Source organism: Mesorhizobium loti (assembly GCF_013170705.1).
Lineage (GTDB): Bacteria > Pseudomonadota > Alphaproteobacteria > Rhizobiales > Rhizobiaceae > Mesorhizobium > Mesorhizobium loti_D.
Genome location: NZ_CP033334.1, coordinates 4748559 through 4767772 on the forward strand (window position 1 = coordinate 4748559; position 19214 = coordinate 4767772).

At 62.6% G+C, this 19214-nt stretch carries 16 protein-coding genes; 4 read left to right on the plus strand and 12 right to left on the minus strand.

Annotated elements, in window-relative coordinates; all coding sequences use genetic code 11:
• Position 1 precedes the first annotated feature (1 nt).
• The 9 genes from rplB to rpsL all read right to left on the minus strand — a co-directional run bounded on the left by rplB (position 2) and on the right by rpsL (position 7186).
• Positions 2-835, minus strand: coding sequence for a 50S ribosomal protein L2 (gene rplB, locus EB815_RS23175; RefSeq protein WP_010909276.1), 834 nt, complete (start codon positions 833-835; stop codon positions 2-4).
• A gap of 22 nt (positions 836-857) precedes the next feature.
• Positions 858-1151, minus strand: coding sequence for a 50S ribosomal protein L23 (locus EB815_RS23180; RefSeq protein ID WP_010909275.1), 294 nt, complete (start codon positions 1149-1151; stop codon positions 858-860).
• On the minus strand, positions 1148-1768 hold the full coding sequence (gene rplD / locus EB815_RS23185; protein ID WP_019857964.1) for a 50S ribosomal protein L4: 621 nt from the start codon (positions 1766-1768) through the stop codon (positions 1148-1150). Before rplD ends, EB815_RS23180 begins: the two co-directional genes overlap by 4 nt.
• Positions 1768-2481: a 50S ribosomal protein L3 gene (gene rplC / locus EB815_RS23190; protein WP_056568062.1), complete on the minus strand. Its 714-nt coding sequence runs from the start codon at positions 2479-2481 to the stop codon at positions 1768-1770. Before rplC ends, rplD begins: the two co-directional genes overlap by 1 nt.
• Positions 2482-2542: 61 nt before the next feature.
• Positions 2543-2851, minus strand: coding sequence for a 30S ribosomal protein S10 (rpsJ, locus tag EB815_RS23195; RefSeq protein WP_010909272.1), 309 nt, complete (start codon positions 2849-2851; stop codon positions 2543-2545).
• A 69-nt stretch (positions 2852-2920) separates the two neighbouring features.
• Positions 2921-4096, minus strand: coding sequence for an elongation factor Tu (gene tuf, locus EB815_RS23200; RefSeq protein WP_010909256.1), 1176 nt, complete (start codon positions 4094-4096; stop codon positions 2921-2923).
• A 67-nt stretch (positions 4097-4163) separates the two neighbouring features.
• Positions 4164-6254, minus strand: coding sequence for an elongation factor G (fusA, locus tag EB815_RS23205; RefSeq protein ID WP_056568340.1), 2091 nt, complete (start codon positions 6252-6254; stop codon positions 4164-4166).
• A 29-nt stretch (positions 6255-6283) separates the two neighbouring features.
• A complete protein-coding gene (gene rpsG / locus EB815_RS23210; protein WP_008875664.1) occupies positions 6284-6754 on the minus strand; it encodes a 30S ribosomal protein S7 in 471 nt (156 codons plus the stop codon).
• A 60-nt stretch (positions 6755-6814) separates the two neighbouring features.
• A complete protein-coding gene (gene rpsL / locus EB815_RS23215; RefSeq protein WP_006333356.1) occupies positions 6815-7186 on the minus strand; it encodes a 30S ribosomal protein S12 in 372 nt (123 codons plus the stop codon).
• Positions 7187-7678: 492 nt separating this feature from the next.
• Here rpsL and EB815_RS23220 point away from each other — a divergent pair, with 492 nt between their 5' ends.
• Positions 7679-7960: a hypothetical protein gene (locus tag EB815_RS23220; protein WP_056568343.1), complete on the plus strand. Its 282-nt coding sequence runs from the start codon at positions 7679-7681 to the stop codon at positions 7958-7960.
• A 111-nt stretch (positions 7961-8071) separates the two neighbouring features.
• Positions 8072-9007, plus strand: coding sequence for a Gfo/Idh/MocA family protein (locus EB815_RS23225; protein WP_065005075.1), 936 nt, complete (start codon positions 8072-8074; stop codon positions 9005-9007).
• Between the two features lie 85 nt (positions 9008-9092).
• Here the strand turns inward: EB815_RS23225 and EB815_RS23230 are convergent, their stop codons facing one another.
• Positions 9093-9491: a hypothetical protein gene (locus EB815_RS23230; RefSeq protein ID WP_056568349.1), complete on the minus strand. Its 399-nt coding sequence runs from the start codon at positions 9489-9491 to the stop codon at positions 9093-9095.
• Between the two features lie 100 nt (positions 9492-9591).
• On the opposite strand from EB815_RS23230, the gene EB815_RS23235 reads away from it, so the two are divergent.
• Both EB815_RS23235 and EB815_RS23240 read left to right on the plus strand, forming a co-directional pair.
• Positions 9592-10170, plus strand: coding sequence for a DUF2975 domain-containing protein (locus tag EB815_RS23235; protein ID WP_056568368.1), 579 nt, complete (start codon positions 9592-9594; stop codon positions 10168-10170).
• Positions 10171-10180: 10 nt separating this feature from the next.
• A complete protein-coding gene (locus EB815_RS23240; protein WP_056568371.1) occupies positions 10181-10393 on the plus strand; it encodes a helix-turn-helix domain-containing protein in 213 nt (70 codons plus the stop codon).
• Positions 10394-10538: 145 nt separating this feature from the next.
• Here the strand turns inward: EB815_RS23240 and rpoC are convergent, their stop codons facing one another.
• Both rpoC and rpoB read right to left on the minus strand, forming a co-directional pair.
• Positions 10539-14735: a DNA-directed RNA polymerase subunit beta' gene (rpoC, locus tag EB815_RS23245; protein ID WP_056568394.1), complete on the minus strand. Its 4197-nt coding sequence runs from the start codon at positions 14733-14735 to the stop codon at positions 10539-10541.
• A 129-nt stretch (positions 14736-14864) separates the two neighbouring features.
• Positions 14865-19001 (minus strand): DNA-directed RNA polymerase subunit beta, encoded by a 4137-nt coding sequence (rpoB, locus tag EB815_RS23250; RefSeq protein ID WP_056568373.1) that lies wholly within the window; start codon positions 18999-19001, stop codon positions 14865-14867.
• Positions 19002-19214: the final 213 nt, after the last annotated feature.

The following is a 19214-nucleotide window of genomic DNA, read 5'->3' on the forward strand; positions in this document are numbered from 1 at the left end:
CTTAGCTCTTGCGCTGATGGCGCGAGCGCAGGATGAACTTGTCGGTCGCCTTGTTGGACCGCGTCTTCTTGCCCTTGGTCGGCTTGCCCCACGGGCTGACCGGATGACGGCCACCGGAGGTGCGGCCCTCACCACCGCCGTGCGGATGGTCGACCGGGTTCATGGTCACGCCGCGATTGTGCGGGCGCTTGCCGCGCCAGACCGTGCGGCCGGCCTTGCCGTCGTTGATGTTGCCGTGGTCGGGGTTCGACACGGCACCGACGGTGGCCATGCAGGAGCCGTGAACGACACGCTGCTCGCCCGAGTTGAGGCGCAGGATCGCCATGCCCTGGTCGCGGCCCACGAGCTGGGCGTAACCGCCGGCCGAACGGGCAACCTGGCCGCCCTTGCCCGGCTTCAGCTCGATGTTGTGGACGATGGTGCCGACCGGCATCGATGCCAGCGGCATCGCATTGCCCGGCTTCACGTCGACCGCTTCGCCAGCCACGATCTTGTCGCCGGCGGCAAGGCGCTGCGGGGCGATGATGTAGGACAGCTCGCCATCGTCGTACTTGATCAGCGCGATGAAGGCGGTGCGGTTCGGATCGTATTCAATGCGCTCGACCGTGCCGACGACGTCGAACTTGCGGCGCTTGAAGTCGATGATGCGGTACGAACGCTTGTGACCGCCGCCGATGAAGCGGGCGGTGATGCGGCCGTAATTGTTGCGGCCGCCCGACTTGGTCAGGCCCTCGGTCAGGCCCTTGACGGGCTTGCCCTTGTAGAGGCCCGAGCGGTCGACGATGACCAGCTGGCGGGTGCTCGGCGTTACCGGGTTGAATTTTTTCAGTGCCATTGTTCTGTCCTCGCGGCCTTGCTCAGAGACCCGTCGCGACGTCGATCGACTGGCCGTCGGCCAGCGTCACGATCGCCTTCTTGACGTCGCTCTGGCGGCCGATCGTGCCGCGGAAGCGCTTGATCTTGCCCTTGCGGACAAGCGTGTTCACGGCCATCACCTTGACGCCGAACAGCGCTTCGACGGCGGCCTTGATTTCCGGCTTCGACGCCTTCTTGGCGACGTTGAAGACGACCTGGTTCTGCTCGGAAGCCATGGTCGACTTTTCGGTGATCGCCGGGCTGACGATCACGTCGTAGTGACGAAGGTCGGTCATTTAAAGCGCTCCTCGAGAGCCTCGACGGCGGCCTTGGAAAGGACCAGCGTGCCGCGGCGCAGAATGTCGTAGACGTTGATGCCCTGGATGGGCAGCACGTCGATGTTGGGGATGTTGGTCGCGGCCAGCTTGAAGTTCTTGTCAAGCTCGGCACCACCGATCACCAGGGCATTGCTCAGGCCCAGCGTCGCGAAATTCGCGATCAGCGCCTTGGTCTTGGCCTCGGTCAGCTTCAGCTCGTCGATGACGATGATCGACGCGCTCTTGGCCTTGGCCGAGAGAGCATGCTTCAGGCCCAGAGCGCGCACCTTCTTCGGCAAATCGTGCTCGTGGCTGCGAACGACCGGGCCGTGGGCCTTGCCGCCGCCGCGGAACTGCGGAGCGCGTGCCGAATGGTGACGGGCGCGGCCCGTACCCTTCTGCTTGTACATCTTGGCGCCGGTGCGCGCGATTTCGGCGCGGCCCTTGGCCTTGTGCGTGCCCTGCTGCTTCTTGGCGAGCTGCCAGCGCACGACGCGCTGCAGGATGTCCTCGCGCGGATCAAGGCCGAAAATCTCCTCGGAGAGTTTCACCTTGCCGGCGTCCTTGCCGCCAAGCGTTGTGATCTTGAGATCCATTATTCCGCTCCCTCTGTGGCCGGAGCCTCGTTCTTAGCAACAGCGCGGATCGCGGCGGGCTTCGGCGCATTGGCCGGCAGTGCCACCTTGGCCGCATCGCGGACCAGGATCCAGGCGCCCTTCGATCCGGGAACCGCTCCGCGGATCAGGATCAGGCCGCGGTCGGCGTCGGTCGAGACGATCTCGACGTTCTGCGTGGTGACGCGGGTGTCGCCCATATGGCCGGCCATCTTCTTGCCCTTGAACACCTTGCCGGGGTCCTGGCGCTGGCCGGTCGAACCGTGCGTACGGTGCGAGACCGAGTTACCGTGCGTCGCGCGGCCACCACCCATGTGGTGGCGCTTGATGACGCCCTGGAAACCCTTGCCGATCGTCGTGCCCGTCACATCGACCTTCTGGCCGGCGACGAAGTGCTCGACGGTGATCTCGGCACCGACATCGATCATGTTGTCGGCGGAGACGCGGAACTCGGCGACCTTCGCCTTCGGCTCGACGGAAGCGGTCGCGAAATGGCCGCGCATCGCCTTCGACGTGTTCTTCACCTTGGCGAGGCCAACGCCGAGCTGAACGGCGGTGTAGCCATTCTTCTCCTGCGTGCGCTGCGCCACGACCTGGCAGTTCTCCATCTGGAGAACAGTGACGGGAACATGTTCCCCGGCATCGTTGTAGATGCGGGTCATTCCCACCTTCTTTGCAATCACACCTGAACGCATCGGTTCAATTCCTTTAGAGTTCCGGGCCAGGGGCACCGCCCCTTACCGCGCTCTCATTCCCTTAGAGCTTGATCTCGACGTCGACGCCGGCGGCCAGATCGAGCTTCATCAAAGCATCGACGGTCTGCGGGGTCGGATCGACGATGTCGAGCAGACGCTTGTGCGTGCGCATCTCGAACTGCTCGCGGCTCTTCTTGTCGACGTGAGGCGACCGGTTGACCGTGAACTTTTCGATCCGCGTCGGCAGCGGAATGGGGCCGCGGACGTTTGCGCCGGTGCGCTTGGCCGTCGACACGATTTCCTTCGTCGAGGCGTCGAGCACGCGGTGATCAAACGCCTTCAGGCGGATGCGGATATTCTGTCCGTTCATGCGTCACTTCCTTGTTCTGGCGCGGCGCGGGCAACTTCCGCGCCCGCGACAGATCGGTTTAAGTCCAAATTACTCTTTGATGGTGACGACGATGCCGGCACCGACGGTGCGGCCGCCTTCACGGATGGCGAAGCGCAGCTTCTCTTCCATGGCGATCGGCACGATCAGCTCGACATCGACCGTGATGTTGTCGCCAGGCATCACCATCTCGGTGCCGGCCGGCAGCGACACGATGCCGGTCACGTCGGTCGTGCGGAAGTAGAACTGCGGGCGGTAGTTGGTGAAGAACGGCGTGTGACGGCCACCTTCGTCCTTGGTCAGGATGTAGGCTTCGGCCACGAACTTCTTGTGCGGCTTCACCGTGCCCGGCTTGGCCAGAACCTGGCCGCGCTCGACACCTTCACGATCAACGCCGCGCAGCAGCGCGCCGATGTTGTCGCCAGCCTGGCCCTGATCGAGCAGCTTGCGGAACATTTCCACGCCCGTGCAGGTCGTCTTGGTTGTCGGACGGATGCCGATGATCTCGAGTTCCTCGCCAACCTTGACCACGCCGCGCTCGACGCGGCCGGTCACGACCGTGCCGCGGCCCGAGATCGAGAACACGTCCTCGATCGGCATCAGGAACGGCTTGTCGAGCGGACGAACCGGGGTCGGGATGTAGGCGTCGACCTGAGCCATCAGCTCGCGGATCGCGTCCTCGCCGATCGTCTTGTTCGAATCCTCAAGAGCGGCCAGCGCCGAACCCTTGACGATCGGAATGTCGTCGCCGGGGAACTCGTTCTTCGACAGAAGCTCGCGAACCTCGAGCTCGACCAGCTCGAGCAGCTCGGCGTCGTCGACCTGGTCAACCTTGTTCAGGAACACCACGATCGACGGCACGCCGACCTGACGGGCGAGCAGGATGTGCTCGCGGGTCTGCGGCATCGGGCCGTCGGCGGCCGAAACGACCAGGATCGCGCCGTCCATCTGCGCGGCGCCGGTGATCATGTTCTTCACATAGTCGGCGTGGCCGGGGCAGTCGACATGGGCGTAGTGGCGGTTGGCCGTCTCGTATTCGACGTGGGCCGTCGAGATCGTGATGCCGCGCGCCTTCTCTTCCGGTGCCGCATCGATCTGGTCGTAGCGCTTGTACTCGCCAAAATACTTCGTGATCGCCGCCGTCAGCGACGTCTTGCCATGGTCAACGTGACCAATCGTGCCGATGTTCACATGAGGCTTAGTGCGCTCGAATTTACCTTTTGCCATGTGATGTCTCCATTTCCTGCTCGCCCATGCGGGCTTTGAATTGCGTTACCGCGGCAGCTCTTTCGAGTTACGCGTACTTTTTCTGGACTTCCTGGGCGACCGCGGTCGGGACCGGCTCGTAGTGATCAAACTGCATCGTGTAGGCCGCGCGGCCCTGGCTCATCGAGCGCAGGTTGTCGACGTACTTGAACATGTTGGCGAGCGGCACCATCGCGTTGATGACGACAGCCACGCCACGCGCTTCCTGGCCCTGGATCTGGCCACGACGGCCGTTCAGGTCGCCGATGACGCTGCCGACGTAGTCTTCCGGCGTCACGACTTCGACCTTCATGATCGGTTCGAGCAGCTGAACGCCAAGCTTGGGTGCGGCTTCACGGAAGCAGGCGCGGGACGCGATTTCGAAGGCCAGGACCGAGGAGTCGACGTCGTGGTAGGCGCCGTCGATCAGCGTCGCACGGACGCCGATCATCGGGAAGCCCGCGAACGGACCAGCGCCCATGACGCTCTGGATGCCCTTTTCGACACCCGGAATGTATTCCTTCGGCACGGCGCCGCCGACGATCTTGGACTCGAACACGAAGTCTTCGCCCTCTGTATTCGGCTCGAACACGACCTTCACGCGGGCGAACTGGCCGGTACCGCCGGTCTGCTTCTTGTGGGTGTAGTCCTGCTCGTGCTTGCGGGTGATCGTCTCGCGATAGGCCACCTGCGGAGCGCCGACATTGGCTTCGACCTTGAACTCGCGGCGCATGCGGTCGACGATGATGTCGAGGTGCAGTTCGCCCATGCCGGAGATGATGGTCTGGCCGCTTTCCTCGTCGGTCTTGACGCGGAAGGACGGGTCCTCGGCAGCCAGGCGGTGAAGGGCGAGGCCCATCTTTTCCTGGTCGTTCTTGGTCTTCGGCTCGATGGCGATCTGGATGACCGGATCGGGGAATTCCATGCGCTCGAGGATGACCGGGTGCAGCGGATCGCACAGCGTGTCGCCGGTGGTCGTATCCTTGAGGCCCGCCAGGGCTACGATGTCGCCGGCGAAAGCCTCCTCGACGTCGGCGCGCGAATTCGCATGCATCTGCAGCATGCGGCCGATGCGCTCCTTCTTGCCCTTGACGGTGTTGTCGACCGAGATGCCCTTGGTGAGCTTGCCCGAATAGATGCGGGCAAAGGTCAGCGAACCGACGAACGGGTCGTTCATGATCTTGAAGGCGAGCATCGAGAGCGGCTCGTCGTCGACCGCATGACGCTCGATCTCGGCGTCGGTCTTGGCATCGACACCCTTGATGGCGGGAACGTCGGCCGGCGACGGCAGGTATTCGACGACGGCGTCGAGCAGCGGCTGCACGCCCTTGTTCTTGAAGGCCGAGCCGCAGAACATCGGGAAGAACTTGACCGCGATCGTGCCCTTGCGGATCAGCGAACGGATCTCGTCATTCGACGGCATCTTGCCTTCGAGGTAGTTCTCGAGGGCCGTCTCGTCCATTTCGACGGCGGCTTCGATCATCTTCTCGCGGTATTCCTCGGCGCGGGCCTTGAGGTCGGCCGGGATCTCGACGATGTCCCAGGCAGCGCCCAGGGTCTCGTCGCGCCAGACAAGCGCGTTCATGTCGACGAGATCGACAACACCCTTGAACTCGGTCTCGGCGCCGATCGGCAGCTGCATGACGACAGCCTGCGCACCGAGGCGCGAACCAATCATCTCGACCGAGCGGTAGAAGTCGGCGCCGATCTTGTCCATCTTGTTACAGAAGATCATGCGCGGCACGCGGTACTTGTCGGCCTGGCGCCAGACGGTTTCCGTCTGCGGCTCGACACCGGCATTGGCGTCGAGCAGCGCGATGGCGCCGTCGAGCACGCGCAGCGAACGCTCGACCTCGATGGTGAAGTCAACGTGTCCGGGGGTGTCGATGATGTTGAAGCGACGCATCTTGCCGTCACGGCCCTTCCAGAAGGTCGTGGTGGCCGCGGACGTGATGGTGATGCCGCGTTCCTGCTCCTGCTCCATCCAGTCCATGGTGGCGGCGCCGTCGTGCACTTCGCCGATCTTGTGCGACTTGCCCGTGTAATAGAGGACGCGCTCGGTGGTCGTCGTCTTGCCGGCGTCAATATGCGCCATGATACCGAAATTGCGGTAGTCTTCGATTTTGTATTCGCGGGCCATCGTAGCTGCCTCTCAGTCCTGTTCGCGCTTTACCAGCGGTAGTGTGCGAAAGCGCGGTTGGCTTCAGCCATCTTGTGGGTGTCTTCACGCTTCTTGACGGCGGTGCCGCGGTTGTTGGCCGCGTCCATCAGCTCGCCCGAGAGGCGGTCGACCATGGTGGTCTCGTTGCGGTTGCGAGCAGCCGCGATCAGCCAACGGATGGCCAACGCCTGGCGGCGCTCGGGACGCACATCGACCGGGACCTGGTAGGTGGCGCCGCCGACGCGACGCGAACGCACTTCCACATGCGGCGCGACATTGTCGAGCGCCTGATGGAAGACGGTGACCGGCTCCTGCTTGGTCTTCGACTGGACCTGATCGAGCGCGCCGTAGACGATGGTCTCGGCGACCGACTTCTTGCCGTCATACATGACGGCGTTCATGAACTTGGTAACGATCAGATCGCCGAACTTCGGATCCGGATTGATCTCACGCTTTTCTGCACTGTGACGACGCGACATGGCTTTTGTCTCTCAATCTCGTAGCCCGACGCGTTGAAGCAGCGCCAGGGCCGGAAAATCTTACTTCGGACGCTTCGCGCCGTACTTCGAACGGCGCTGCTTGCGGTTCTTCACGCCCTGCGTGTCGAGCACGCCGCGGATGATGTGGTAGCGGACGCCCGGAAGATCCTTGACGCGGCCGCCGCGGATCATGACCACGGAGTGCTCCTGAAGGTTGTGACCTTCGCCGGGGATGTAACCGATCACCTCAAAACCATTGGTCAGGCGGATCTTGGCCACCTTGCGCAGCGCCGAGTTCGGCTTCTTCGGCGTCGTCGTGTAGACGCGCGTGCAGACGCCCCGCTTCTGCGGGTTCTGCTGCATGGCCGGGACCTTGTTGCGCTTCACCGGCGCAATGCGCGGCTTGCGGATCAGCTGGTTGACGGTAGGCATTAAACCCTCTTGTCTCTCAATTCCGTGTCTCGCCCGGTCAGGGCCGCTCAAAGCGTCATTTCCATACGCAAATTCGGGCCACAAACCGCGCCTCGCGGTCTTGCCCGAACAAATGGCAGAGGAAGCGGAAGCCGCTTCATGCACGCCGGAAATGTCTTTTCGCTCGTAAAACGAACCCTGTTTGAGGCAAACTCCAAAGCGTGTCGCTTCGGAAAGGAGAGCCTCACATCGGTTCTGACTGGGCGGCTTCTACTCGCAAGCCCGCGAAGCGTCAACCCCGCAACGGCAAATATTGCATTGAAGCCCTGGCTTGGCAGCCATGCGAAAACCGCATGTAATTTTCTTTCGCCAATTTGCAAGGACGAGGAAGAAAGTGCCAAGCCTTTGCCAAAGGGAATGGCTTTTGGCTTTTGCGCGACCCCGCTTCATGCGAAAAGCCGCCTGAGCAACTCAAAATCCCCTCGCCTGCCCTTTGCCAGGAGGAATCAGTCCGTGAACGATAACGAAGAACGGCCGGTCACCATCATTACCGGCCGGGTGTGGAAGCGCAAAGGCGGCAAAGCGGAAGGCGTGCACATCATGCTGGTCGCTCCCGATGACGATTCGGCGGTGCGCCGCGCTCTCGAATCGCTTGCCGCGGAAGGTTACGCGGAGGCCGAGCTCGACCAGATCGGCGACATGGAAGGCGTGCCCGATGACGAGCCGCATCTGTCGGCCTACCAGGGCGCGCTTGAAGGCGAAGTTTCGATCGTCACCTTCGACGCGCCGATCTGAGAATCAGGCGCGGACGCGGCTGAGTCGGCCGGACCGATTCTCCATCCACTGCAACTTGCCCAGCTGTCGCTCACGCCTGGAAAAATCTGCCCTTCCCATTCTGGAGCCCCCATGTCCTCGAACAGCAATCCCATCAAGATAGGCATCGTCGGTGTCGGCAAGATCGTGCGCGACCAGCACCTGCCGGCCCTGGCGAAGGACGAGAACTATCGTCTCGCCGCCGCGGCAAGCCGGCACGGCAAGGTCGACGGCGTGCCGAATTTTCCCACCATCGAGGCGATGCTCGACGCGGTACCGGAACTCCACGCCATCTCGCTCTGCATGCCACCGCAATTCCGTTACGATGCCGCGCGCACCGCGATCGAGGCGAAGAAGCATGTCTTCCTGGAAAAGCCGCCTGGCGCCACGGTCAGCGAGGTCGAGGACCTGAAGGCACTGGCGGCAGAGAACAGCGTCTCATTGTTCGCCAGCTGGCATTCACGCTATGCGCCGGCGGTTGAGGCCGCGCGCACCTTCCTCGGTTCGACCAGGATCAGGTCGGCCGCTATCAACTGGAAGGAAGATGTGCGCCGCTGGCATCCGAACCAGGAGTGGATCTGGCAGCCCGGCGGCTTTGGTGTCTTCGATCCCGGTATCAACGCGCTGTCGATCGCGACCTACATCCTGCCGGCAATGTTCATCAGCTCTGCGGTTCTCGATTTCCCCGAAAACCGTGCGGCCCCGGTCGCGGCGCAAGTGACCTTCCGCACCTCGAGTGGATTGCCGGTGACGATGGACCTCGACTGGCTCCAAACAGGTCCACAAAGCTGGGACATCCTGGCCGATACCGACAAGGGCGCCATGGTGCTTTCGGGTGGTGGTTCCAAGCTCATCGTCGATGGCCATGTCGTGCATGATGAACCGGAAGCAGAGTACCCGATGCTCTACAAGCGCTTCGCCGAAATCGTGCGCGCGGGTATCTCCGACGTCGATCTCGCACCGCTGCAACATGTCGCCGACGCGTTCATGCTCGGCAAACGCAATGTGGTCGCGGCGTTTTTCGACTAGGCGGCGACAACGGAACGCCGCACCGCCTTCGTGCGGCGTTCACGGCTGAAGCAGTGGCGTGATCACTCTCAGGGGATTGGCTGTGTCAATCCTTGATCCGGCAGCCAGCGCGCTTCACCATGTCGGCGACAATCAACGGCGTTGCCGGCGTTTCGGACCAGTTGCTCCGGCTGGGCGCGCCCGTCTCAAGGGCGGCGCGCACGCTCCCGGTATCCAGCCGGAGCGCGGTCTTGCAAGAGACCATATGCGAGCCGCCGATCGTATCGACGATCACACCGGCCGCTTCCCCGACCCCGGCGACATAAGCAACCAATGTCTGCTTCGCTATCGGGCTCGAGTCGACCCTGGCAATCATCTCCATGACCTGTGCGACAGAGACCTGCCCCATCGCGGTGGACGGAAGGGCAACGGCGGCAACGGGCAGTGCGAACGCCACCGTGGCGCCAATAGCCGCCACGGGAATCTGGTGTACGAAGGAACGCATTGAATTCTCCTGTCTGGAATGTCATCTTGACAGAGCGCATCATGACGCATAAATTTATTATTGTAAAACGATAATTGTTTTCTATTTTGCGAGACCTATCATGACCGACTTTACCGTGACGGTTCCAGCCTCCGACCCCAACCGCCTAGCGAGGTTGAACCGCATCCGGCTTTTCAGCCTCGCCCTGGCGAGAGGCTGTATTCTTCTGGCGGCGCTTCTGGCGGCCGGGCTTGTCTTCTATTGGTTTTCAGCATCCCCCAGTTCTATCGCGGCGGACGCGCTGATGCCGCCGGAATGGCTGGCAGGTCTGGGTATGGGGAGACGAGCCGCGGGATTTGCGATCTCATTCGTGCCCCTCGCATGCCTGATCGTGGCGCTGATGTCCGCAAGGCGCTGCTTTGGTGCGTTCGCGGCCGGAAATTTCTTTGGCCGGGATGCGGTGAAGGGCCTGCGGGACTTTGCCCTGGGCCTGCTCGCATCCGCGTTGCTGAAGCCATTTTCGGCGGCGGCGCTGTCTGTCCTTCTGAGTTCAGACGCACCCGCGGGCCAGCATCGCCTGACCCTTGGCTTTGGCAGCGACACGATACTGGCGCTGTTGGCGGCCGGCATAATCGCCGTCATCGCCTGGGTGCTGGCCGAGGCGGCGGCCCTTGCCGACGAAAACGCGCAGTTCATCTGAGGAACCGTTCATGCCCATAAGGGTCAGGCTCAACGTCGTCCTAGCCGAACGCAATGTGAAGTCCAAGGATCTGGCCGAGCATGTCGGCATCACCGAGGCCAATCTCTCCCTGTTGAAGCAGGGAAAGGTCAAGGGCATCCGCTTCGACACGTTGGAGCGTATCTGCGAATATCTCGACTGCGAGCCAGGCGATCTGCTGCGGTTCGAGAAACCATCCGAATAAAGCAACAAAAAAGCCGCCGGGTTACCCCGACGGCCTCGTTGCCTGAGATTTCAAGGCGGCCGTTTCACCGAAACGACCGCCTTATATTTTTATTCTGACGCAGTTCCAGAAGAACGGTTTCTCCCGGATTGCGTTGCCGCCGCGCTTACTGCGCGGCGGTTGTCATATCGGCCAGCATCGGCTCGGCGACTTCCACACCGGAGGCCTTGCGGCGCTCGTCGATGATCAGTTCGTCGCGCGAGGTGGCGATGCGCCGGATCTGGCTCATCGTGCCGCCCGTACCGGCCGGGATCAGCCGGCCGACGATGACGTTTTCCTTCAAGCCCTGCAGCATGTCGGTCTTGCCGGCAACCGCGGCTTCCGTCAGCACTCTGGTCGTCTCCTGGAAGGAGGCGGCCGAGATGAAGGACGGCGTCTGCAGCGAGGCCTTGGTGATGCCGAGCAGCACCGGCTGGCCTTCGGCCGGCTTCTTGCCGTCCTCGATCAGACGCTCGTTGACCTCTTCCAGTTCGATCACGTCGACGTGGTCGCCCGGAATGTAGGTCGAGTCGCCCTGCGTGGTGATCTCGACCTTCTGCAGCATCTGGCGAACGATCACTTCGATGTGCTTGTCGTTGATCGAAACGCCCTGCAGGCGGTAGACTTCCTGGATCTCGTTGACGAGGTAGGACGCAAGTGCCTCCACGCCCTTGATCGCCAGGATGTCGTGCGGCGCCGGATTGCCGTCGAGGATGTAGTCGCCCTTCTCGATGACGTCGCCGTCCTGGAGATGGAACGGCTTGCCCTTCGGGATCAGGTATTCGACCGGCTCCAGCGTCGAGTCATGCGGCTCGATGATGATGCGGCGCTTGTTCTTGTAGTCGCGGCCGAAACGGATCGTGCCATCGATCTCGGCGATGATGGCGTGGTCCTTCGGACGACGGGCCTCGAACAGTTCGGCAACACGCGGCAGACCGCCGGTGATGTCCTTGGTCTTGGCGCTTTCCATCGGGATACGAGCCAGCACGTCGCCGGGACGAACCTGCGCGCCCGGCTCGACCGACAGAATGGCCTCGACCGAGAGCAGGAAGCGTGCATCGCCACCCTTCGACAGCTTGCCGACCTTGCCCTTGGCGTCCTGAACGACGATCGCCGGCTTCAGATCGTTGCCGCGCGGCGTCGAACGCCAGTCGATGACCTCACGCTTGGTGATGCCGGTCGACTCGTCGGCCGTTTCCTGGACGGAAATACCGTCGACCAGATCCTCGAACGCCACCTTGCCCTCGATTTCGGTGAGGATCGGGCGGGTGTAAGGATCCCACTCGGCGATACGCTGACCACGTTTCACCTTGTCGCCATCGTCCACGAAGATACGCGAACCATAGGTGACACGGTGCGTGGCGCGCTCCTTGCCGGCTTCGTCGAGGATCAGCACCGCCATGTTGCGGCCCATGACCATCTGCTGGCCGTCGGAGTTGCGCACCACGTTGCGGTTGCGGATCTCGACCTTGCCCTCATAGGACGCTTCAAGGAACGAGCTGTCCACCACCTGCGCGGTACCGCCCATGTGGAAGGTACGCATGGTGAGCTGGGTGCCCGGCTCGCCGATCGACTGCGCCGCGATGACGCCGACGGCTTCACCCTGGTTGACCGGGGTGCCGCGCGCCAGATCGCGTCCGTAGCAGACCGCGCACACGCCAACCCTGACCTCGCAGGTCAGTGCCGAGCGGATGCGGACCGACTGGACGCCGGCCTTTTCGATCTGCTCCACGTCGCGCTCGTCCATCAGCGTTCCGGCCTTGACCAGCAGGTCGCCGGTCACCGGATGGTTGATATCGTCGAGCGCGGTGCGGCCCAGCACGCGCTGGCCGACCGAAGCGACGACCTGACCGGCATCGACGATCGGCTGCATGGTGAGGCCCTTGTCGGTGCCGCAATCCACGGAGTTGACGATGCAGTCCTGCGCCACGTCGACCAGGCGGCGGGTGAGGTAACCCGAGTTCGCCGTCTTCAAGGCGGTGTCGGCCAGACCCTTGCGGGCGCCGTGGGTCGAGTTGAAGTACTCGAGCACGGTCAGGCCTTCCTTGAAGTTCGAGATGATCGGCGTCTCGATGATTTCACCCGACGGCTTGGCCATCAGGCCGCGCATGCCGGCAAGCTGACGCATCTGGGTGGGCGAGCCACGCGCACCGGAGTGCGACATCATGTAGATCGAGTTCATCGGCTTCTGACGGCCATTGTCCTCGAACTCGACCGCCTTGATGCGGGCCATCATCTCGTCGGCGACCTTTTCCGAGCACTTGGCCCAGGCGTCGACGACCTTGTTGTACTTCTCGCCCTGCGTGATCAGGCCGTCATTGTACTGCTGCTCGTATTCCTTGGCCAAAGCCTCGGTGTCCGACACCAGCTTGATCTTGCTGTCCGGGATCAGCATGTCGTCCTTGCCGAACGAAATGCCAGCACGGCAGGCGTGGGCGAAACCGAGCGCCATGATGCGGTCGCAGAAAATGACCGTCTCCTTCTGACCGCAATGGCGGTAGACGGTGTCGATCATCTTGGAGATGTTCTTCTTGGTCATCTCCTGGTTGGCGGTCTCGTAAGGCACGTTGACGTTCTTCGGCAGAAGCTCGCCGATGATCATGCGGCCAGGCGTGGTGTCATGGATCTTCGACACGACCTTGCCTTCGGCGTCGACCGTGCGGAAGCGGCCCTTGATCTTGGCGTGCAGGGTCACCGCCTTGGTCTCGAGCGCATGCTGGAGTTCGCCCATATCGGCAAACACCATGCCTTCGCCCGGCTCGTTCTGGTTGACGATCGAGAGATAGTAGAGACCCAGAACCATGTCCTGCGACGGAACGATGATCGGCGCGCCGGAAGCCGGGTGCAGGATGTTGTTGGTCGACATCATCAGCACGCGGGCTTCAAGCTGCGCTTCCAGGGACAGCGGCACGTGAACGGCCATCTGGTCACCGTCGAAGTCGGCGTTGAAGGCCGTGCAAACCAGCGGATGCAGCTGGATCGCCTTGCCTTCGATCAGGATCGGCTCGAACGCCTGGATGCCGAGGCGGTGCAGCGTCGGCGCGCGGTTCAACAGCACCGGATGCTCGCGGATGACCTCGTCGAGGATATCCCAGACCTCCGGACGCTCCTTCTCGACCAGCTTCTTCGCCTGCTTGACCGTCGAGGAATAACCCTTGGCGTCAAGACGGGCGTAGATGAAGGGCTTGAACAGTTCGAGCGCCATCTTCTTCGGCAGGCCGCACTGGTGCAGCTTGAGTTCCGGACCGGTCACGATGACCGAGCGGCCGGAATAGTCGACGCGCTTGCCGAGCAGGTTCTGGCGGAACCGGCCCTGCTTGCCCTTGAGCATGTCGGACAGCGACTTCAGCGGACGCTTGTTGGCGCCGGTGATGACGCGGCCGCGACGGCCGTTGTCGAACAGCGCGTCAACGGCTTCCTGCAGCATGCGCTTTTCATTGCGCACGATGATGCCGGGAGCGCGCAGCTCGATCAGCCGCTTCAGACGGTTGTTGCGGTTGATGACGCGGCGATAGAGGTCGTTCAGATCGGACGTGGCGAAACGGCCGCCGTCCAGCGGGACGAGCGGGCGAAGGTCCGGCGGGATCACCGGAACCACCTTCATGATCATCCATTCCGGACGGTTGCCGGATTCCATGAAGTTCTCGACGACCTTGAGCCGCTTCAGATACTTCTTCTGCTTGAGCTCGGACGTGGTCGAAGCCAGTTCCGAACGCAGGTCGCCGGCGATCTTCTCCAGATCCATGCCGGCCAGGAGGTCATGAATGGCCTCGGCACCGATCATGGCGGTGAAAGAATCCTCGCCATACTCGTCGACGGCGATCATGTACTCTTCCTCGCTGAGCAGCTGGTGCTCCTTCAGCGCGGTGAGGCCAGGCTCGGTGACGATATAGTTCTCGAAGTAGAGGACGCGCTCGATGTCCTTCAGCGTCATGTCGAGCAGCGTGCCGATGCGCGAGGGCAGCGACTTCAGGAACCAGATATGGGCGACGGGAGCAGCGAGCTCGATATGGCCCATGCGCTCGCGACGGACGCGCGACAGCGTGACTTCGACGCCGCACTTCTCGCAGATGACGCCCTTGTACTTCATGCGCTTGTACTTGCCGCACAGACACTCATAGTCCTTGATCGGGCCAAAAATGCGCGCGCAGAACAGACCGTCACGCTCCGGCTTGAAGGTGCGGTAGTTGATGGTCTCCGGCTTCTTGATCTCGCCGAACGACCAGGACAGAATCTTCTCAGGGCTGGCCAGTGAGATCCGGATGGAATCGAACACCTGCGCAGGCGCCTGCGGATTGAAGAGATTCATGACCTCTTGGTTCATGCCGTTCTCCTTTTCGGGGTCCTCGAAAACCCCTTGCATCTAGTCGCGGGCCAAACGCCCGCCGCCTTTGTCGGCCACTGGCCGACGAATTGGTTGGCGCGCCACAACTTCATGCGGCGCGCCGTAGCCTTACTCGGCCGCGTCGGGTAGCCGAACCGGGGCGTCGTCGAGCTTGGTGTTCTCCAGCTCGACATTGAGGCCAAGCGACCGCATTTCCTTGACGAGCACGTTGAAGCTCTCGGGAATGCCCGCCTCGAACGTGTCGTCGCCGCGCACGATCGCCTCGTAGACCTTGGTGCGGCCGGCGACGTCGTCCGACTTCACCGTCAGCATTTCCTGCAGCGTGTAGGCGGCGCCATAGGCTTCCAGCGCCCAAACCTCCATTTCGCCGAAGCGCTGGCCACCGAACTGCGCCTTGCCGCCCAGCGGCTGCTGGGTGACGAGCGAGTACGGACCGATCGAACGCGCGTGGATCTTGTCGTCCACCAGGTGGTGAAGCTTGAGCATGTAGATATAGCCCATTGTCACCTTGCGATCGAACGGCTCGCCCGTGCGTCCGTCATAGAGCTGCGACTGACCGCTGGTGTGCAGGCCCGCCTGCTCCAGCATGATGTTGATGTCAGCCTCGTGCGCGCCGTCGAACACCGGGGTCGCGATCGAGACGCCGCGGCGCATCTGCTCGCTGAGGCGAACAATGCTCTCGTCGTCATACTCACGGATCGGCTCGTTGCGGTCATTGGCCGGCATGAAGCTTTCCAGCGTCTTGCGCAGCGGCTTGATGTCGCCGGCCGCCTTGTACGTGTCGATCAGCTCGCCGATCTTCTTGCCCATGCCCGCGCAAGCCCAGCCCAGATGCGTTTCCAGGATCTGGCCGACATTCATGCGGCTCGGCACACCCAGCGGGTTGAGCACGATATCGGCATGCGTGCCGTCCTCGAGGAAAGGCATGTCCTCGACCGGAACGATGCGTGACACGACACCCTTGTTGCCGTGACGGCCGGCCATCTTGTCGCCCGGCTGCATCTTGCGCTTCACCGCCACGAAGACCTTGACCATCTTCATGACGCCCGGAGGCATTTCGTCGCCGCGCTGCACCTTCTCGACCTTGTCCATGAAGCGCTGTTCGAGCGCCTTCTTGGAGTCGTCGTACTGGCCACGCAGGGCTTCCAGTTCGCTCTGGAGCTTTTCGTTCTCCACGGCAAACTGCCACCACTGCGAACGCGGATACTCGTCGAGCGTGTCCTTCGACAGCGTCGAGCCCTTCTTGAAGCCCTTCGGTCCGGCGATCGCTTCCTTGCCGACGAGCACGTCGGAAAGACGCGCATAGACGTTGCGGTCCAGAATGGCCTGCTCGTCGTCGCGGTCCTTGGCGAGACGTTCGATCTCCTCGCGCTCGATCGCCATGGCGCGCTCGTCCTTCTCCACACCGTGGCGATTGAACACGCGCACCTCGACGACGGTGCCGAAAGTGCCCGGAGGCATGCGCATCGATGTGTCGCGCACGTCGGAAGCCTTTTCGCCGAAGATGGCGCGCAGAAGCTTCTCTTCCGGCGTCATCGGGCTTTCGCCCTTCGGCGTGATTTTGCCGACCAGGATGTCGCCCGGCTGCACTTCCGCGCCGATATAGACGATGCCGGCTTCGTCGAGGTTCTTCAGCGCTTCTTCCGAAACGTTCGGAATGTCGCGCGTGATTTCCTCCGGACCGAGCTTGGTATCGCGCGCCATGACCTCGAACTCCTCGATGTGGATCGAGGTGAAGACGTCGTCGGCGACGATGCGCTCGGAGAGCAGGATCGAGTCCTCGTAGTTGTAGCCGTTCCACGGCATGAACGCGACCAGCACGTTGCGGCCGAGCGCCAGATCGCCGAGCTCCGTCGACGGACCGTCGGCGATGATGTCACCCTTGTTGACCCGATCACCCATACGCACCAGCGGACGCTGGTTGATGCAGGTGTTCTGGTTCGAGCGCTGGAACTTCATCAGCCGGTAGATATCGACGCCGGACTTGCCCGGATCGAGATCCTCGGTGGCGCGGATAACGATACGCGTCGCGTCCACCTGGTCGACGATGCCGCCGCGGCGGGCGCCGATGGCGGCGCCCGAGTCACGGGCGACGATCGGCTCCATGCCGGTGCCGACGAACGGCGCCTCGGCGCGCACCAGCGGCACGGCCTGACGCTGCATGTTCGAGCCCATCAGCGCGCGGTTGGCGTCGTCGTTCTCGAGGAACGGGATCAGGGCCGCGGCCACCGACACCATCTGCTTTGGCGAAACGTCCATAAGGTCGACGTTTTCGCGCGGCGCCATCATCACTTCGCCGGCACTGCGGCAAATGACGAACTCGTCGACGAAGCCACCATTCTTGTCGAGCTCGGCATTGGCCTGCGCGACATGGTGCTTGGCTTCTTCCATCGCCGAGAGATAGACGACATCATTGGTCAGCTTGCCGTCGACGATCTTGCGGTACGGGCTCTCGATGAAACCGTACTTGTTGACGCGCGCGAAGGTGGCGAGCGAGTTGATCAGACCGATATTCGGGCCTTCCGGCGTCTCGATCGGGCAGATACGGCCGTAATGCGTCGGGTGCACGTCACGCACCTCGAAGCCGGCGCGCTCGCGGGTCAGACCGCCCGGTCCAAGCGCCGACAGGCGGCGCTTGTGGGTGATCTCCGACAGCGGGTTGGTCTGGTCCATGAACTGCGACAGCTGCGAGGAACCGAAGAACTCGCGCACGGCGGCGGCGGCCGGCTTGGCGTTGATCAGGTCCTGCGGCATGACCGTGTCGATCTCGATCGAGGACATACGCTCCTTGATCGCGCGCTCCATGCGCAGCAGGCCGACGCGGTACTGGTTCTCCATCAGCTCGCCGACAGAACGCACGCGGCGGTTGCCGAGATTGTCGATGTCGTCGATCTCGCCCTTGCCGTCGCGCAGTTCGACCAGCGTCTTGACCACGGCCAAGATGTCTTCCTTGCGCAGAACGCGCACGGTGTCCTCGGCCTTGAGCTCGAGGCGCATGTTCATCTTGACGCGGCCGACAGCCGACAGATCATAGCGCTCGCTGTCGAAGAACAGCGAGTTGAACATGGCTTCGGCGGTCTCGAGCGTCGGCGGCTCGCCGGGGCGCATGACACGGTAGATGTCGAACAGCGCGTCCTGGCGGCTCTCGTTCTTGTCGACGGCGAGCGTGTTTCTGATATAGGCGCCGACATTGACGTGGTCGATGTCGAGGATCTTGATCTCCTGCTCGCCGGTGCCAAGCAGCACCTTGAGCGTCTTTTCGTCGATCTCGTCGCCGGCCTCGAGGAAGATCTCGCCGGTTGCGTAGTTGACGATGTCCTCGGCCAGGTAGTTGCCGAGCAGATCCTCGTCGGTCGCCTTGATCGCCTTCAGACCCTTCTCGCCGAGCTGGCGCGCCTGACGTGCGGTGATCTTCTTGCCGGCTTCGACAACGACCTCGCCCGTATCGGCGTCGACCAGGTCGCCGACGGCCTTGAGGCCGCGGAAGCGCTCGACGTTGAACGGAATGCGCCAGTGGTCGCCGGCGCGCACATAGCTGATCTTGTTATAGAAGGTCGACAGGATCTCTTCGCCGTCCATGCCGAGCGCCATCAGCAGCGACGTCACCGGAATCTTGCGGCGGCGGTCGATGCGGGCGTGCACGACGTCCTTGGAATCGAACTCGATGTCGAGCCAGGAGCCGCGATAAGGAATGACGCGCGCGGCGAACAGAAGCTTGCCCGACGAGTGCGACTTGCCCTTGTCGTGGTCGAAGAAGACGCCCGGCGAACGGTGCATCTGCGAGACGATGACGCGCTCGGTGCCGTTGACGATGAAGGTGCCGTTCAAGGTCATGAGCGGCATGTCGCCCATGTAGACGTCCTGTTCCTTGATGTCCTTGATCGACTTGGCGCCGGTATCCTCGTCAATATCGAACACGATGAGGCGCAGCGTCACCTTCAGTGGCGCGGCATAGGTCAGGTCGCGCTGACGGCATTCGTCAACGTCGAATTTCGGTCCTTCGAACTCGTACTTCACGAACTCCAGCATCGAGGAGCCGGAAAAATCGGAGATCGGGAAGACCGACTTGAAAACAGCCTGCAGTCCCTCGTCCGGACGCCCGCCCTTGGGCTCGTCCACCATCAGGAATTGGTCATAGGATGCCTTCTGAACCTCGATCAGGTTCGGCATCTCCGCAACTTCCGGAATCTTTCCGAAGAACTTGCGTACGCGTCTGCGGCCATTGAAAGTCTGGGTCTGGGCCATCGTCGCTCCTTAGCTCTAAACTCGGGACGGACCTCGCCGCGGTCCGCCTTGCATACCGAGCCGCCTGGGCGGCGGCTCTCTGTCTGTTCTCCGTTCGCCTTTCGGCGGCCGGCTAAAACGGGAGAAAACCCGTTTCCTGAAGGCCGGTCGCGGCCCTCAGGAAAGAGGTTCTCGTACATCTCGCGCTACGCGTCCTCCCTCCAGGCGAAGGGA

Excerpts from the sequence above, each read along its gene's own strand:
- rplB (WP_010909276.1), bottom strand. The coding sequence starts at position 835 with ATGGCACTGAAAAAATTCAACCCGGTAACGCCGAGCACCCGCCAGCTG.
- EB815_RS23180 (WP_010909275.1), bottom strand. The coding sequence starts at position 1,151 with ATGACCGACCTTCGTCACTACGACGTGATCGTCAGCCCGGCGATCACC.
- rplD (WP_019857964.1), bottom strand. The coding sequence starts at position 1,768 with ATGGATCTCAAGATCACAACGCTTGGCGGCAAGGACGCCGGCAAGGTG.
- rplC (WP_056568062.1), bottom strand. The coding sequence starts at position 2,481 with ATGCGTTCAGGTGTGATTGCAAAGAAGGTGGGAATGACCCGCATCTAC.
- rpsJ (WP_010909272.1), bottom strand. The coding sequence starts at position 2,851 with ATGAACGGACAGAATATCCGCATCCGCCTGAAGGCGTTTGATCACCGC.
- tuf (WP_010909256.1), bottom strand. The coding sequence starts at position 4,096 with ATGGCAAAAGGTAAATTCGAGCGCACTAAGCCTCATGTGAACATCGGC.
- fusA (WP_056568340.1), bottom strand. The coding sequence starts at position 6,254 with ATGGCCCGCGAATACAAAATCGAAGACTACCGCAATTTCGGTATCATG.
- rpsG (WP_008875664.1), bottom strand. The coding sequence starts at position 6,754 with ATGTCGCGTCGTCACAGTGCAGAAAAGCGTGAGATCAATCCGGATCCG.
- rpsL (WP_006333356.1), bottom strand. The coding sequence starts at position 7,186 with ATGCCTACCGTCAACCAGCTGATCCGCAAGCCGCGCATTGCGCCGGTG.
- EB815_RS23225 (WP_065005075.1), top strand. The coding sequence starts at position 8,072 with ATGTCCTCGAACAGCAATCCCATCAAGATAGGCATCGTCGGTGTCGGC.
- EB815_RS23230 (WP_056568349.1), bottom strand. The coding sequence starts at position 9,491 with ATGCGTTCCTTCGTACACCAGATTCCCGTGGCGGCTATTGGCGCCACG.
- EB815_RS23235 (WP_056568368.1), top strand. The coding sequence starts at position 9,592 with ATGACCGACTTTACCGTGACGGTTCCAGCCTCCGACCCCAACCGCCTA.
- EB815_RS23240 (WP_056568371.1), top strand. The coding sequence starts at position 10,181 with ATGCCCATAAGGGTCAGGCTCAACGTCGTCCTAGCCGAACGCAATGTG.
- rpoC (WP_056568394.1), bottom strand. The coding sequence starts at position 14,735 with ATGAACCAAGAGGTCATGAATCTCTTCAATCCGCAGGCGCCTGCGCAG.
- rpoB (WP_056568373.1), bottom strand. The coding sequence starts at position 19,001 with ATGGCCCAGACCCAGACTTTCAATGGCCGCAGACGCGTACGCAAGTTC.